Source organism: Rhizobium fabae (genome assembly GCF_003985135.1).
Classification (GTDB): domain Bacteria; phylum Pseudomonadota; class Alphaproteobacteria; order Rhizobiales; family Rhizobiaceae; genus Rhizobium; species Rhizobium pisi.
The window spans coordinates 259600-274612 of record NZ_ML133651.1 but is presented as its reverse complement, the minus strand read 5'-3'; the positions used below and the strand labels follow the sequence as shown (position 1 = coordinate 274612).

Below are 15013 nucleotides of genomic sequence, written 5' to 3'. Positions count from 1 at the left end.
GGGATTTTCTTTTTCACGCTATTTGGCGGGTGCCGGCGGGGCTCCGGGCAGGCCGTTCAGGGGCGGCAGGGTGAGGCCCGGGATCTGCGGCGAGCCATTGCCGCCACCCATGGGCGGCAGACCGAGCTGGCCGCCGAAGCCCGGCACTTCGATCTTGATGGAGTTCGGATCCACCTTCGGGCCGTGGTCCAGCCAGTAGGTCACCGATTGCGGCCAGAAGATCACGATCGCGACCAGAATGAGCTGCATGCCGACCCAGGGCAGCGCGCCCATATAGATATCCGAGGTCTTGACGTCCTTGCTGGCGATCGAGCGCAGGTAGAAGAGCGCGAAGCCGAAGGGCGGATGCATGAAGCTCGTCTGCATGTTGACGCAGATCAGGACGCCGAACCAGATCAGGTCGATGCCGAGATTGGAGGCGACGGGGGCGAGCATCGGGATGACGATGAAGGCGATCTCGAAGAAATCGAGAAAGAAGGCGAGCACGAAGATGAAGATGTTGACGAAGATCAGGAAACCGACCGGGCCGCCGGGAATACCCGACAGCATGTGCTCGATCCAGCGCGAGCCGTCCATGCCCTGGAAGACCAGGCTGAAACAGGTGGAACCGACCAGGATCATCACCACCATGGACGTGATATGCGTGGTCGATGTCATCGCCTCGCGGACAAGCGGCCAGGTGAGGCGGCGATTCATGGCGGCAAGCAGCATGGCGCCGACGACGCCGAGCGCGCCTGCTTCCGTCGGTGTCGCTAAGCCCATGAAGATCGTGCCGAGCACGAGGAAGATGAGCACGATCGAGGGTACCATGCCCATCAGCACCTTCACGAGCAGCGCCCAGTTGAAGTCGCCTCGCACCTCTTTCGGCAGCGGCGGCATCGACTTCGGTCGGATGATCGACATCACCAGGATGAAGAGCACGAAGATCGCCACCTGCAGGATCGACGGTCCGATCGCGCCGAGATACATGTCGCCGACCGAACGGCCGAGCTGGTCGGCGAGAACGACAAGCACGAGCGAGGGCGGAATCACCTGGGTGATCGTGCCCGAGGCGGCGATGACGCCGGTGGCGAGGCGCGGACTGTAGCCGTAGCGCAGCATGATCGGCAGCGAGATCACCCCCATGGTGATGACAGAGGCAGCCACCGTGCCGGTAATCGCGCCAAGCACGGCCCCGACGAGGATGACGGCATAGGCAAGGCCGCCGGGAACGGCGCCGAAGAGCTTGCCGGTGCCTTCGAGCAGGTCTTCGGCAAGTCCGCAACGCTCTAATATCGCCCCCATGAAGGTGAAGAAGGGGATGGCAAGCAGGAGGTCGTTGGAAACGATGCCGAAGAAGCGCAGTGGCAAGGCTTGCAGGAAGACCTCACCGAAATGGCCCGTGGCAATGCCGATAATGCCGAAGAACAGGCCGACGGCGGCCAGCGAAAAGGCGACCGGAAAGCCGTAGAGCATGAAGATGACCATGCCCAGGAACATCGCCGGCGGGATGATACCGAAATCAAACAAATCCGTTCCCCTCGGTCCGCTTTACTGCAGCGGCTTTTCGTATTTCGTGTCGATCTGGATGGTGCCGGTCAGCGCTGCTATCCGTTTGATCAGTTCGGAAACGCCTTGAAGTGAAAGCAGCGCGAAGCCGGCGACGAGGATCAGCTTGACCGGCCAGCGGATCAGCCCGCCTGCATTGCCGGATATTTCCCGCTGCTGATAGGAGATCGCGAAGAAGGGCCAGCAAAGCCAGGTGAGGAAGACGCAGACGGGGATGAGGAAGAGGATGAGGCCGATGATGTCGATCCAGATCTTCGCCTTATCTGAAACCGCGCCGTAGATCAGATCGACGCGGACATGCTCGTTGTTGCGCAGCGCATGCGAGGCGCCGAGCAAGACGACGAAGGCGAAGAGATACCATTGGATCTCAAGCCAGCCGTTCGAACTGTAGTTGAAGGCATAGCGGACGATGGCGTTCCCGGCGCTGATCAGGCAGCAAAACAGCACCATATATTCGGAAAGTTTGCCCATGAAGCGGCTGATCGCGTCGATCAGCCGGCTTGCGGCCAGAAGTGCCGACATTCGCCTCCCCTTGTTCTTGTTCTGCCGGTTTCCGGCAGCTTTCCCTCTTTGCAATCGATGTAGACCACGGCCCTTGAAATTGGAAGGATAAATGCCCCGCGTTGGAGTATAGTCTTAGGCGCAGCAGGCAGGCGGCGCGATCGCCGAATATTCGGACAACCCAGGCGTGGATAAATTATTTCAGTAATCTCGCGAGTAGGCTGCATTATCTCGCGTAGGATGTAGGGTTCACGCTCTGGTTTTAGAAAATTTGACCAAATGTTTGATTCCATTGAAATCAATTTTTAAAGGGTTGGCCTTAGAATTCCCGCGCACAGGGAAAGTGTGGATGAAGCCAGATAACCCGAACAGGGTCCCTTTAGATGTGTATCTGTCGTTTGTGAGTTCCCTGTCCGGGAATCGCATGACGCTTCTTGTCGGCGTGATTGTGCACGTTGCGACGTGCCTTGCCGTGGCTGCCAAGACGCAATACTCCATCTACATCCTGCTGTCGGTCGCCTTCCTTCTGGTCTTCGGCGCTCGCATGGCCATCTTCCGGCAGTTCGATCGTGTCGACAAGCAGAGCCTGTCGCACGCCGGAATCGAGCGTTGGGAGCGGATTCTCGTTGCCAGCGGAGCCTGCACCACCGCGCTTCTCGGCTTCGCCAGCGGCTACGCCATCTTCGTCGTGCACGATTCCTTTGCAGAACTTGCCTGTATCTCGGTCACCATGGCGACCATGGTTTCCGTCGTCGGCCGCAACTACGGCTCGCGCTTTGCAGTCGACCTCCAGACATTCTTCTGCTGCCTGCCGATGATCATCTGCAGCCTGCTGGCGATGGATTTTTATCGCGGCGTGCTGTCGATTTTCCTCATTCCTTTCTGGCTGACGACGCGGGCCATGGCGAACGGAGTGCGCGAGTTTCTCTATGAGAACGTCATTGCGCGCCGGGAAATCACCATCATCGCCGACCGTTTCGATACGGCGCTCAACAACATGCCGCACGGCCTCGTCATGGTCGATGCCGAAAACCGCGTCCAGGTCATCAACCGCAAGGCCTGCGAGCTTCTGAAGATCGGTGCGCCGGAGCGGCTGAAGGACCGCGATCTCGGCGCCGTGCTGCGCTACGGCGCGCGTCACAGCTTCATGGATGCCTCGCAGCCGGAGCTCATCCTGCGCCAGCTCACCCAGGTCGCCGAGGGCAGCCTGTCGCGCACGCTCATTCACTTTCCCGAGAGCCTGTCGCTCGAATTCTCCGCCAGCCGCAGGGCCGACGGCGGCGCCGTACTGATCTTCGAAGATGTGTCGAGCCGGGTGAAGGCGGAACAGAAGATCATGCATATGGTCCGCTTCGATGCGCTGACCGGCTTGCCGAACCGCCAATATTTCGGCCAGCTCGTGCAGGAATATCTCGCCAAACATCCGCGGAAGTCCGGGCCGCTCGGCTTCATGGTTCTCGATATCGACGAGTTCAAACATGTCAACGACATGCGCGGCCATGTCACCGGCGACCATCTGCTCTGTGCAATCGCCGCCCGCATCAAGCAAGCCTCCGGCAACGCTATCCTCGGCCGCCTGATGGGAGACCAGTTCATCCTGTTCTTCCCGCATGCGAAGCAACCAACCTCGCTCGACCTCGAGATTCGCCGTGTGCACGCCGCAATTCAGGGTAACTACGAGGTCGACGAGTTGACTTTCCTCGTTTCGCTCAGCGCTGGTTATGCGATCCTCGAAAGTGACGCATTTGCGCTGGACGAATGGAGCGTCAAGGCGGATCTCGCGCTGTTCGAGAGCAAGTCGCGCTTCAAGGGCGGTATATCAGGCTTCGAGCGCGAGATGGACGGGCGCTATATCGAGCAGCAGAAGCTGAAGGCGGATCTGCGCGAAGCGGTCTCGGCGCAGGCGCTGCATCTCGCCTTCCAGCCGATGTTCCGGGCTGACGGCGCACGGATCGAATGCGCCGAGGCGCTGGCGCGCTGGGTGCATCCGGAAAAAGGCTCGATCCCGCCCGACGTCTTTATCCGGCTCGCCGAGGATATGGGCATCATCTCCGACATCACCCGTTTCGTGCTGTTCAAGGCCTGCAGCGAATGCATGACCTGGCCGGAGCATATCGCCGTCTCGGTCAACCTTTCTGCACGGGATCTGCGCAATGCCGACATCCTGTCCGTGGTCGCCGACGCGCTTGCCCATTCCGGCCTCGACGCGGCGCGGCTGCATCTCGAAGTCACCGAGAGCTGCCTGATCGACGAGCCTGCGGCGGTGCGCGCTATCCTTGCGGAACTCAGATCCCGCGGCATCACCATCGCCATCGACGATTTCGGCACCGGCTTCTCCAGCCTCAGCTATCTCGACACGCTGCCGCTCGATATCGTCAAGATCGACCGCTCCTTCGTGCGCAATATCGTCGAGGATGCGCGTCGCCTCAAGCTCTTGCGCGGCACGGTCAATCTCGCCCGCGAACTGGGTCTGAAGATCGTCATCGAGGGTGTGGAGACCGAGGAGCAGCTGACGCTGCTCAACAAGCACCGCAGTGCCGATCTGGTACAGGGCTACGTTTTCTCGCCGCCGGTGCCTTCCCAGAACATCAGGCTGCTGCAAGAGGGCATCGGCCGCCGCACCGTCCAGCGCCGCCGCAACAAGGTCGCCTGAACCGCCTGCAAGTGACTGGTTATCCAGCCGAAAATCTTGCGCGCCGTTAACCTTAATAATTTAAATTCAACGCAAATTCTTAGATTTTCTTGCCTACGTGTCGCTGGCGTATGATTAATGATCCGTTAACGAGCGGATCGAGAGAATGTCAGACACACTTTTTACGCGTAGCGATTTCAGCAAGAAAATCCTGGAAATTCTGGATCACGTCGAATATCGCCGTGTCGAAAGCAGCGAAGACATGGAGGACGTGGAGCGGCTGCGCTACAAGGCCTACAAGGCCCACGACGCGCTGTCGCTTGCCCCGGAAGGCCTGTTGGACGATGTCGATTTCGACAGCCATGCCTATATCTTCGGTCTGTACTATTATGGCGAACTGGTCAGTACGATCCGACTTCACTATGTGACGCCGGAGCATCGTGTCAGCCGTTCCGGAGAGGCCTTTCCCGAGGCGATGGATGAGCTTTTGGACGCCGGGCTGACCTTGATCGACCCGGCGCGTTTCGCGGCCGATCCCGAACTCACCGCCGACATGCCATGGGTTCCCTATCTGACGCTGAGACCCGCCATCGTTGCGGCAGCGTATTTCCGGGCTGACCGCGTTATTCAGTCCGTCCGGCCCCCGCACGCCGCCTTCTACAAGCGGGTTTTCTATGCCGATACCATCGTGCCCGGCCGATTGGCGGAGAGTTACGGGGTTGACGTGACGCTGATGGCGACGAATGTGATCGAGGTCGGGCGCAAGCTCTTGACGCGCTATCCCTTCTTCATCTCCAGCGCCAGCGAGCAGCGCATGATGTTTTCGCGCAATCCCAACGATACGCTGCCGCCGCTCACCATCATTCCGACGGCGCGTTTCGTGCCACCAGGCGAACTCGGCACCGATCTGCCGCTGTGATTTCTCCTCTTTCCGGTGGAGAGAGGACACTTGTGGGGCGACGACGAGCGGAGACGAGCCGTCGGCGTCCCTCACAATTTTTCAGCCTGGGAGAAGGTGTTTTTGACCCGCGCATGCGGCATTCTCATGCATTGCGCTTTCGCCTGTCATTGTGTAATTCCTGCGAGAGGGATTTCCTTCGCCCCGAGCGAGGGAATCAGGCAGCGCAAAGGCATTTCAGGGAGACGATATTTATGGCCGAACATCATACCGGACCGGTCGAGACCGGCGCGCCGATGGATTACAAGGAACATGAGCAGACCTACAACATGTTCATTGCCGGCACGAAATACGGCTCGATGCTTCTCATCGTCCTCCTGCTTGCCATGACCGCCGGTTTCTTCGGCGGCGCCGGTCTTCTCGGCGGCCTTTTCGTCTTCATCGTTCTTCTCGCCGTCGGCATCGCCCTGTTCCGCTGATCGCGTAGATCAGAGGGTCAGAGCGTCCTTTGCGCGTCCGAAAGGACGCACGGCGCTCTGAGGGGAGGAGAAGCTTCTCCGAAGCTTTGTGAATAAGGTGCTTGGCCTGCGCGGGGGAGCCTGCGGCGGTCTGGCTGACCCGGAGGAGGGGGCAGTTGGGCAATATTGTTTTCGTTGCGAGGGAACTCACGGACGGGGAGACACGTGTCGCCGCCTCTCCCGAGACCGTGAAGAAGATGAAGAGCTTTGGCTTCGACGTCGTCGTCGAAGCCGGCGCCGGTGTGCTGTCACGCATTCCCGACGCCGAGTTCGAGGCCGCGGGCGCCAGAATCGGCAGTTTTGCCGACGCGATCTCCGCCGACGTGGTGCTGAAGGTGCGCCGTCCAAGCGCATCGGAGATCTCGGGCTATAAGAGCGGCGCCGTGGTCATCGCCGTCATGGACCCTTATGGCAATGACGAAGCGATCGCGGCCTTGGCAAGTGCCGGGCTTTCGGCTTTCGCCATGGAGTTGATGCCGCGCATCACCCGCGCCCAGTCCATGGATGTGCTTTCGTCCCAGGCCAATCTCGCCGGCTACCAGGCCGTCATCGAGGCGGCTGGTGTCTATGACCGCGCCATGCCGATGATGATGACGGCGGCAGGCACCGTGCCGGCGGCCAAGGTCTTCGTCATGGGCGCCGGCGTCGCGGGCCTTCAGGCGATCGCGACTGCGCGTCGCCTCGGCGCGGCGGTGTCGGCCACCGACGTCCGCCCGGCCGCCAAGGAACAGGTCGCCTCGCTGGGCGCCAAGTTCATCGCCGTCGAAGACGAGGAGTTCAAGGCCGCGGAAACGGCCGGTGGTTATGCCAAGGAGATGTCTGCCGACTATCAGGCGAAGCAGGCAGCCCTCGTGGCTGAACATATCGCCAAGCAGGACATCGTTATCACCACCGCTCTCATTCCCGGTCGCGCCGCGCCGCGGCTCGTTTCGCGCGCCATGCTGGCCTCGATGAAGCCGGGTGCGGTCGCCGTCGATCTCGCGGTCGAACGCGGCGGCAATATCGAAGGCGTCGTCGCCGGCGAGATCGCCGATGTCGACGGCGTCAGGGTGATCGGTTTCGCCAATATGCCGGGCCGGGTCGCGGCCAGCGCGTCGGCGCTCTACGCCAAGAACCTCGTCACCTTCCTCGAGACCATGGTCAACAAGGAAAGCCGGAGCGTCGTCGTCAATCTCGACGATGAGCTCGTCAAGGCAACGATGCTGACCTATGCCGGCGACGTTGTTCATCCCGCCTTCGGCGGCGCGAAGAAGGGAGACAACTGATGGCCAGTGAAGCAATGGACAAAGCGCTGCAGCAGCTCGATCAGGCCGTGACCGCCGTGATCACGGCAGCGGCGCAGGCGCCGGAAGCCGCAAGTGCCGCGACCGGCGGAGCGATCGATCCCTTCGTCTTCCAGCTCGCGATCTTCGTATTGTCGATCTTCGTCGGCTATTACGTCGTATGGTCTGTGACGCCGGCTCTGCATACGCCGCTGATGGCCGTCACCAATGCGATCTCCTCTGTCATCGTCGTCGGCGCGCTTCTGGCGGTCGGCATCTCCACAAGCGGGCTTGCGACCGGCTTCGGTTTCGTCGCCTTGGTGCTCGTCTCGGTAAACATCTTCGGCGGTTTCCTGGTCACGCAGCGAATGCTTGCGATGTACCGCAAGAAGGACAGGTGAGGGACTGATGACCAATATCGCAGCCTTCCTCTACCTCGTCTCCGGCGTTCTTTTCATCTTGGCGCTGCGCGGCCTGTCGCATCCGGCCACCAGCCGCAAGGGCAATCTCTACGGCATGGTCGGCATGGGAATCGCCATCCTGACCACGCTGGTGCTGGCGACGCCCAGTTTCGGCGGCTTTGTGCTGATCATTCTGGGTCTTGCCATCGGCGGCAGTGTTGGCGCCTATGTCGCCCGCACCATTCCCATGACCTCGATGCCGCAGCTCGTCGCGGGCTTCCATTCGCTGGTCGGTCTTGCCGCCGTGCTGGTCGCGGCGTCTGCGCTCTACACCCCGGGTTCCTTCGGCATCGGCGAGGTCGGGCATATTCACACCGAGGCTCGCATCGAGATGGCGCTCGGCGTCGCGATCGGCGCGCTGACCTTTACCGGATCGATCATTGCCTTCCTGAAGCTCGACGGTCGCATGTCCGGCAAGCCGATCCTGCTGCCCTATCGGCACCTGATCAATGCGAGCCTGCTGGTGCTGATCGTGCTCTTCATCATCGGTCTTGCTGCCACGGAAAGCCATTTCGACTTCTGGGCGGTGGTGGCGTTGTCGCTGGCGCTCGGCGTTCTGCTGATCGTGCCGATCGGCGGAGCCGATATGCCAGTGGTCGTCTCGATGCTGAATTCCTATTCCGGCTGGGCTGCGGCCGGCATCGGCTTTACGCTCGGCAATCTGGCGCTGATCATCACTGGTGCGCTCGTCGGTTCTTCGGGCGCGATCCTCTCCTACATCATGTGCAAGGGCATGAACCGTTCCTTTGTCTCCGTCATCCTCGGCGGTTTCGGCGGCGAGACGGCGTCCGGCGGACCCGACACGTCGGACAGGACGGTCAAGCTCGGCTCGGCGGAGGATGCGGCCTATCTGATGGCGAATGCGTCCAAGGTCATCATCGTGCCCGGATACGGCATGGCGGTCGCCCAGGCTCAGCATGCGCTGCGTGAACTCGCCGACAATCTGAAGAAGAACGGCGTCGAAGTGAAATATGCGATCCATCCGGTCGCAGGCCGCATGCCCGGCCACATGAACGTGCTGCTCGCCGAAGCCAATGTTCCCTATGACGAGGTCTTCGAGCTCGAGGACATCAATTCTGAATTCGCTCAGGCCGACGTCGCCTATGTTATCGGCGCAAACGACGTCACCAATCCCGCGGCACGCGACGACAAGACCTCACCGATCTACGGCATGCCGATCCTCGATGTCGACCGGGCAAAGACCTGCCTCTTCGTCAAACGCTCGCTCGGCTCGGGTTATGCCGGCATCGACAATACGCTGTTCTACAAGGACGGCACGATGATGCTGCTCGGCGACGCGAAGAAGATGACCGAGGATATCAACAAGGCGATTGCCCATTGATCGACGCAGATACAGCCGCCCTCGGGCGGCTGTTCGATTCAGGTCGGGTGCTGGTCGGCGTCTATTATATCTCGCCCGGCACGAGCGTCATCTTCTCGACGCCGATCGCCAGGTTAAGACCTTCCTGGGCCTGGACGTTTAACGGCTGAAGCATGAAAGCCTTGTCGGTGCCGCCGGCGATCACCTTGGCGCCGGCGCCCGCGCCGAAACTCGCATCGGCGCCGATCCCGTAATATTCGCCGGCAAGGGCGAATTGCGGAACATTTGTGCCGGTCTTTGCCAGCACCTGCCAGATCATCACGCTCTTGCCGGTCTGGCCGATATCAAGGCCGAACTTCTCGATCTTGCCGGCATAAACCGCCTTTGCGCCGCCGGCGGCCGGCGTATAGGTGCAGATGAGGTTCTTCTGCGAGGTGACGATCAAGCCTTGGCCGCCATCCGATCCGCAGACGAGACGGCCAAGCGTGACATAGTCTTCCGCGCCCGCCGGGCCTGCCCAGGCTGCGGCCGCCAGGGCCACGGCTGCGATCACACTTTGCTTGAACATGGTCTTTCTCCTTTGGAATGACCTGTCCGAAACGAGTGGAGATGGCGATTGTTCCTGAAGCATGTCGCGCAAACTGTGCGGCGGTTTTGCCCAAAGACATGCGAAAAACAAAAACTTAAAGCGCGGCAAGCGAACCTGAAGGATCGCGGCGCGCTTGAGTTACTCCCGCTCCAGCGTGTTGCGCTGCGCCGTCAGCACCCACAACAGGCCTTCGGGTCGGAAATCGACCTCTACCGTGCCGCGAAAGGCGGCGGCGGCATGAGCCTTGATAACGGTTGTGCCGAAGCCCGAACGCGATGGCTCCACGACCGGCGGGCCGCCGCTCTCCTCCCAGCTGAAGCGAAGCAGCGCCTCCGGCTTGTCTTCCTCCCTGACATCTTGCCATTGGAAGCGGACACGGCCCTGCGGCACGGAGAGCGCGCCGTATTTGACCGAGTTGGTGGCGAGTTCGTGCAAGGCGAGGCCAAGATTCTGCACCGCATCCGGTTTCAGCACGAAATCTTCGCCGCTGATTTCTATCTGTTCGCGTGATTGCGGGAAGGCCTGCAGATGGATGTCGACGACCCGCCGCAGCGACACACCTCCCCATTGCTCGCTGGTCAGGAGCTCGATCGAACGTACAAGCCCCTGGAGGCGATCGGAGACGGCGGCGCTGAAGCTCTCGACGCTGTCGGCCTGCTTGGCGAGCTGGCGCATCATTGCCTGGGCGAGTGTCAGGAGATTCTTCGTGCGGTGAACGAGTTCGTGCATGACGAAGCGCAGCCGATCCTCGGTCTGGCTGCGATCGAAGGAAGCGTTCGAAAGGGCGATCGCCACCTGGTTCGCCTCGATGACGCTGGTCTCGACCGGCGAGACAATGTGGCCCTCGCCCATGCGGTTCGCCATGTCGGCAATCTCGCGGATGGTGGTGCGTACCTGCCTTGCGACGGCATAGGCGCCCAGCACGGCGACGAGCACCAGTGCGACGCCACCGATGATGAGGAAGCGCCAGGTGCTGAGGATCGAAGCCTGGGCGATTGGTCCCCAGATCACCGTCTTCCACGACCAGCCGGGGATCTTGGCATAACCAAGCAGCATATGCGGCATGATCGCCTCGTCCTGGAAGACGCCGCGGGAAGCGGTCAGCGCCGGGAGGATGCGCGGGTCGAAGGGCGTGCCGGGCTCAAGATGGGTGGGACCTGTGGAGGCGACGATGTGTCCGCTCTGGTCGACGACGGCGGCCGACCAGCCTGCTGCAAGGCCTTCGGTTGTCACGAGTTTGCCCAGATCCCTGGCGTCCTGCGTGATGATCAGGGCGGCGACCCGATCGTCGGCTCGCGGCAGGGTGACGTTGTAGACCCAGTCGCCGCTGATCCGGCCGCGGAAGACGTCGGAAGCCTCGATGCGGCCGGAGGCCATGGCCGACTCAAGGGCAGGTATGTTGGCCACCTTCTCGAGCGGTGTGCCGAATGCCCGGCGTGTGTTCAGGAGTTGTTGCCCGCTGCGGTCAACGGCGATGACGAACATGGTATTGTCGCGCAGGGCAGTTTCCGTGCGCTCGTGGAAGGCCGCGAGGTTGCCGTTTTCCAGCTCCGGCGAGCTCGACAGCAGCCGCAGCGTCGTTGCCATATCCTGAAGCTGGCGGTCGATGATGCGTGAAAGGGCAAGCGCATCCTGTGCCGTCTCGCGCTTCAGTGTCGAACGCTGATTGTCCTCCAGCTGCAGCAGAAGCAGCGCCACGAAGGCGAAGATCGGCAGTGCGATGGCCACCGCCATGGCGACGAGATAGGTGCCGATCGAGGCCTTTGGAAAGAACAGCGCGACGATCTTCATCTATTGCGCCATATCGAATGCGCGCAGCCCGCAACAGTTTTCGTTTGCGGTTGGGAAAGCAAAGATCCGCATCTCTCGCAACCGCCCTCAACAGGTTCTCGGACGCCCGATAGCAGGCTATCGAAGCGGGCTTATGTTAGGGGGAGCAAGAGCTGGTTGCAACATACTATGACATGTTGCTGAGGTCGGCGGTCGTTTTCGGCTCGCCTTTTAACGCGGCCGGCCTGCCTTCGCGGCAAGACGGGAGCCTCAGGACGGCACAGGATCGAGCATGCTTCGAAGGGCGCTGCCAGGAGAATGCGTTGATTTAACAGGATATTGAGCGGCGTTCCGAAGGACAGCCGTTGTTGTAAGCGGCTGTCGTGGGCGGCCGGTGCTCCGGGCCGCCCTACGATATCCCTAGCCGGCTGAGGCGCCGACACGGGCCAGGCCGTCGCGAGCCGGCTGGTATTTGGGGTCGAGGCCGACGGCGTGGCGATAGGAGCGGGCGGCCTTCGCCTTGTCGCCGCGGCGTTCGTAGACAAGCGCCTGGTTGGCCCAGGATTCGGCGATGTTGCCGTTGAGCTCGATCGCGTGGTTGAAATCGGCGAAGGCGTTGTCGTCGTCGTTCAGCGCGATATAGGAAATGCCGCGGCCATTATAAGGTTCGGGCGAATTCGGCGCGAGCGAGATCGCCTTCGAGAAATCGTCGATCGCCTTATCCTGCTGATTGCGCTTCTGGTAGATCAGACCGCGATTGTGATAGGCGCGGCCATCAGTGGTGCCGAGCTGGATCGCCTTGCTGAAATCGTTGAAAGCCGGATCGTCCTGGCCGGCCATGCGATAGACATTGCCGCGGCCGATATAGGCGACGTCATAGCTCGGATTGATCTGCAGGGCGGCGTTGTAATCGGCAATCGCCTGCTGCTGCTGGCCCATATTGCGATAGACCAGGGCGCGGTTGGCATAGGCCTGGAAGAAACGCGGATTGATCTGCAACGCCGTGTTGAAATCGTTCAGCGCCTGGCGGAATTGGCCGCCGCGGCCATAGGCGGAACCGCGGACGTTATACCCTTCCGGATCTTTCGGATTGGCGTTGATAACGGCCGTCAGCGAAGCAATGTTCTCTTCCGAACCCTGCGCCTTGTCGATGTGGATCACGGCATCCGAGGTGGAAGTCGTGTCGCAGCCGGCGAGACCGAACATCGCAGCCAGCGCCAAAGCGGGCAGGAATGCGGTTTTCTGCAAGCGCGACGCGCGGGACGGATTGAAGGTGGTAACAGCCATTCGGGCTCGCTTTCCCCATGCGGCATATCCGGTTCGCGGATATGCGATCTTCAGCGGCAAAACTAAAAAGGCGGCGGCGAACCTATCGCCCCCGCCACAATGCATCTGAAAACGTCGAAAAAACGACGGCAACGCTCAGCGTGCGACCAGACCTTCACGCTGGGCGCGCTTGCGGGCCAGCTTGCGAACGCGGCGAACAGCTTCAGCCTTTTCGCGAGCACGCTTCTGCGACGGCTTCTCGTAGTAGTCGCGCATCTTCATTTCGCGGAAAATGCCTTCGCGCTGCATCTTCTTCTTGAGAGCGCGGAGAGCCTGATCGACATTATTATCGCGGACAAGTACCTGCACGAGAATCACGTTCCTTTGGTTGGTTGATGCCTGAGGCGGCGCAGCGCCAGGGGCAAAAAAATAACGTTCGCGCGGCCGCAGCCTTGCGATTGGTGATGCGGGATAGCAGATCAGGTATGGGAAGTCCAGATGGATATGGGAAGGCGGCCGGAAAAATCACGCTTCGCCCGATATCCGGTTGCGTTCCGGGGTTTCGGGCTGGGTTTCATCCAGCGCGGCAATCGCCTCCTTGAGCGCCGTCCGGATCCGCAGACGGTCGGCAGGCTCCAGCCGGCTCACATCCAGATGCAGGTCGAGCCCGGAGAGATGCTCGCTGAGAACGCGGCTCTTGTGGTCGGCGCCGAGCGTCAGCCCATCAACGGCATAAGGCACGATCTCGCGCTGAATACCCTTCATCGTGATCGGAGGCAGGGGATGGGCTTCGACGATTTCGTTCACCAGCGCATAGGTTTCGTAGCTGATGACGATTTCTCCGCCCTGGGCGATTGATTGCAGACGCGCGGCGAGATTGGCCTCCGCTCCGATGATCGTATAGTCCATCCGGTCGTTGCTGCCGAAATTGCCGACGTTGCAATAGCCGCTGTTGATTCCCATGCGCACGACGAAAGGCTCTTCGGTGCCGTTCCTGCGCCATCTGTCCTTGAGTTCGCCGAGACGGCGCTGCATGTCGACGGCCATGCGCAGGCATGCTTTCGCATCCTCCTCCGGTCCCTTGGTTTCCGGGTCGCCGAAGAAGACCAGCATCGCGTCGCCGATAAACTTGTCCACCGTGCCGCCGTGCTCCAGCGCAATGTTCGACATCTCGGTCAGATATTCGTTGAGCATCTCCGTCAGGGCTTCGGGCTGCAGGCGCTCGGTGGTCGCCGTGAAATCCTTGATGTCGGAGAAGAAGATCGCCAGGCGCTTGCGCTCGGTATGGACGACGACGTCCTTCTGGCCGCTGAAGATGCTCTTGTAGATCTGCGGTGAGAGATAGCGCGAAATCTTCAGGGAAACGCTGGCGAGGAACTCGTTCGCCGCTTCCAGATCCCGGTTGGCGCTATGGATTGCGCGCGTCTGCTGCCGCTGGAGCGCGATGAAGCTGATACCGATGACGGCGACGAAAAGGAAATAGCAGAGCAGGTATTTGAAGGCGAAGACATTGCTCGCATAGGGCTGCCTGATAATGACTTCCTGAATGCCGCGTACATCGCCGACTTTCCAGTCGGTCTTCGGGCTTTCGGGATGGGTATTGTGGCAGGCGACGCAGGCCTGGCCCATGACGACAGGGGTGATGAAGCGCAGGGTGTCGGTCAATCCGACGCGGGTGAGGTCGCTCAGCGTCTGCTGCGGATTGGCGCGCAGGGCTGCGAGCGCCTGTCTCTCGAAGTCGTCGAGTTCGTGGGATGCGCGGCTCTTGAAGGGAAGGTCGGAGACGAAGCGGTAGGCGATATTGGCCTGCTGCTCCTTGATGACATCGCCGAGTTCCAGGGAAAGCGTGGCCGGCAGCGGGATGGCGCCTGGTATGTTCGCGTAGTTGTGGGAGACGACCGTGCCTTCGATGGCGCCGCTGGCATGCGCGGCCAGAACGCGTCCCACGACATTCGCGGAATAATAAGAGCGGATGCTCGATATCAGCGAGCTCATGTCGCGCGCCTGATGCCGCAGCGTATTTCCCGAGAGATCGCTGATATCGAGCCAGACGGCCAGCGGCAGCCCTGCGAGCATTGCCAGCACGACGACAATCAGCCAGTAGCCGCTCCGGCGCGCAGCGGATTCGGAAATCAAGGCGACCCTCCTCTCTGGAAAACATCCGATTTTCGATCGCTACAAGAACATTTCGCCGCGTGCCCGGCAAGATCGAAGCCTTGTCATCCCGGCAAAAGGGCGGCCAAAATC

At 61.0% G+C, this 15013-nt stretch carries 13 protein-coding genes; 6 read left to right on the top strand and 7 right to left on the bottom strand.

The genetic code is table 11. From position 1 onward, the window contains the following. Positions 1-18 precede the first annotated feature (18 nt). Both EFB14_RS16830 and EFB14_RS16825 read right to left on the bottom strand, forming a co-directional pair. Positions 19-1509 (bottom strand): TRAP transporter large permease, encoded by a 1491-nt coding sequence (locus tag EFB14_RS16830; protein WP_125848572.1) that lies wholly within the window; start codon positions 1507-1509, stop codon positions 19-21. A 21-nt stretch (positions 1510-1530) separates the two neighbouring features. Continuing rightward, on the bottom strand, positions 1531-2070 hold the full coding sequence (locus EFB14_RS16825) for a TRAP transporter small permease subunit (protein WP_126827251.1): 540 nt from the start codon (positions 2068-2070) through the stop codon (positions 1531-1533). A 328-nt stretch (positions 2071-2398) separates the two neighbouring features. Between EFB14_RS16825 and EFB14_RS16820 the strand changes: the two genes are divergently transcribed. From EFB14_RS16820 to EFB14_RS16795, 6 genes are all read left to right on the top strand, one after another. After that, positions 2399-4702 (top strand): putative bifunctional diguanylate cyclase/phosphodiesterase, encoded by a 2304-nt coding sequence (locus EFB14_RS16820; protein ID WP_126827248.1) that lies wholly within the window; start codon positions 2399-2401, stop codon positions 4700-4702. 145 nt (positions 4703-4847) lie between these two features. Then, positions 4848-5600, top strand: a complete 753-nt coding sequence (locus EFB14_RS16815) for an N-acyl amino acid synthase FeeM domain-containing protein (RefSeq protein WP_126827246.1) — start codon at positions 4848-4850, stop codon at positions 5598-5600. Between the two features lie 233 nt (positions 5601-5833). Beyond that, positions 5834-6058 carry an aa3-type cytochrome c oxidase subunit IV gene (locus EFB14_RS16810; protein ID WP_126827244.1) on the top strand — a complete coding sequence of 75 codons (225 nt, stop codon included), beginning with the start codon at positions 5834-5836 and terminating at the stop codon, positions 6056-6058. Positions 6059-6213: 155 nt separating this feature from the next. Next, positions 6214-7362, top strand: coding sequence for a Re/Si-specific NAD(P)(+) transhydrogenase subunit alpha (locus tag EFB14_RS16805; RefSeq protein WP_126827242.1), 1149 nt, complete (start codon positions 6214-6216; stop codon positions 7360-7362). Then, on the top strand, positions 7362-7760 hold the full coding sequence (locus EFB14_RS16800; RefSeq protein ID WP_126827240.1) for a proton-translocating transhydrogenase family protein: 399 nt from the start codon (positions 7362-7364) through the stop codon (positions 7758-7760). Before EFB14_RS16805 ends, EFB14_RS16800 begins: the two co-directional genes overlap by 1 nt. A gap of 7 nt (positions 7761-7767) precedes the next feature. Beyond that, the gene (locus EFB14_RS16795; RefSeq protein ID WP_126827237.1) at positions 7768-9162 is read left to right on the top strand and encodes an NAD(P)(+) transhydrogenase (Re/Si-specific) subunit beta; all 1395 of its coding nucleotides are present in this window, start codon (positions 7768-7770) and stop codon (positions 9160-9162) included. A gap of 64 nt (positions 9163-9226) precedes the next feature. Here the strand turns inward: EFB14_RS16795 and EFB14_RS16790 are convergent, their stop codons facing one another. The 5 genes from EFB14_RS16790 to EFB14_RS16770 form a co-directional block, all read right to left on the bottom strand. Further along, positions 9227-9709: a DUF992 domain-containing protein gene (locus tag EFB14_RS16790; protein ID WP_126827235.1), complete on the bottom strand. Its 483-nt coding sequence runs from the start codon at positions 9707-9709 to the stop codon at positions 9227-9229. 159 nt (positions 9710-9868) lie between these two features. After that, positions 9869-11521 carry a sensor histidine kinase gene (locus EFB14_RS16785; protein ID WP_126827233.1) on the bottom strand — a complete coding sequence of 551 codons (1653 nt, stop codon included), beginning with the start codon at positions 11519-11521 and terminating at the stop codon, positions 9869-9871. Positions 11522-11920: 399 nt separating this feature from the next. Further along, on the bottom strand, positions 11921-12787 hold the full coding sequence (locus EFB14_RS16780; protein WP_126827231.1) for a tetratricopeptide repeat protein: 867 nt from the start codon (positions 12785-12787) through the stop codon (positions 11921-11923). Positions 12788-12922: 135 nt separating this feature from the next. Next, the gene (gene rpsU / locus EFB14_RS16775) at positions 12923-13135 is read right to left on the bottom strand and encodes a 30S ribosomal protein S21 (protein ID WP_003585885.1); all 213 of its coding nucleotides are present in this window, start codon (positions 13133-13135) and stop codon (positions 12923-12925) included. A gap of 156 nt (positions 13136-13291) precedes the next feature. Then, a complete protein-coding gene (locus tag EFB14_RS16770; protein ID WP_126827229.1) occupies positions 13292-14902 on the bottom strand; it encodes an adenylate/guanylate cyclase domain-containing protein in 1611 nt (536 codons plus the stop codon). Positions 14903-15013 lie beyond the last annotated feature (111 nt).

Bases quoted from the DNA above. Each gene is read 5' to 3' on its own strand.
- EFB14_RS16825 (WP_126827251.1), bottom strand. From the start codon at position 2,070: ATGTCGGCACTTCTGGCCGCAAGCCGGCTGATCGACGCGATCAGCCGC.
- EFB14_RS16820 (WP_126827248.1), top strand. From the start codon at position 2,399: ATGAAGCCAGATAACCCGAACAGGGTCCCTTTAGATGTGTATCTGTCG.
- EFB14_RS16815 (WP_126827246.1), top strand. From the start codon at position 4,848: ATGTCAGACACACTTTTTACGCGTAGCGATTTCAGCAAGAAAATCCTG.
- EFB14_RS16810 (WP_126827244.1), top strand. From the start codon at position 5,834: ATGGCCGAACATCATACCGGACCGGTCGAGACCGGCGCGCCGATGGAT.
- EFB14_RS16800 (WP_126827240.1), top strand. From the start codon at position 7,362: ATGGCCAGTGAAGCAATGGACAAAGCGCTGCAGCAGCTCGATCAGGCC.
- EFB14_RS16795 (WP_126827237.1), top strand. From the start codon at position 7,768: ATGACCAATATCGCAGCCTTCCTCTACCTCGTCTCCGGCGTTCTTTTC.
- EFB14_RS16790 (WP_126827235.1), bottom strand. From the start codon at position 9,709: ATGTTCAAGCAAAGTGTGATCGCAGCCGTGGCCCTGGCGGCCGCAGCC.
- EFB14_RS16785 (WP_126827233.1), bottom strand. From the start codon at position 11,521: ATGAAGATCGTCGCGCTGTTCTTTCCAAAGGCCTCGATCGGCACCTAT.
- EFB14_RS16780 (WP_126827231.1), bottom strand. From the start codon at position 12,787: ATGGCTGTTACCACCTTCAATCCGTCCCGCGCGTCGCGCTTGCAGAAA.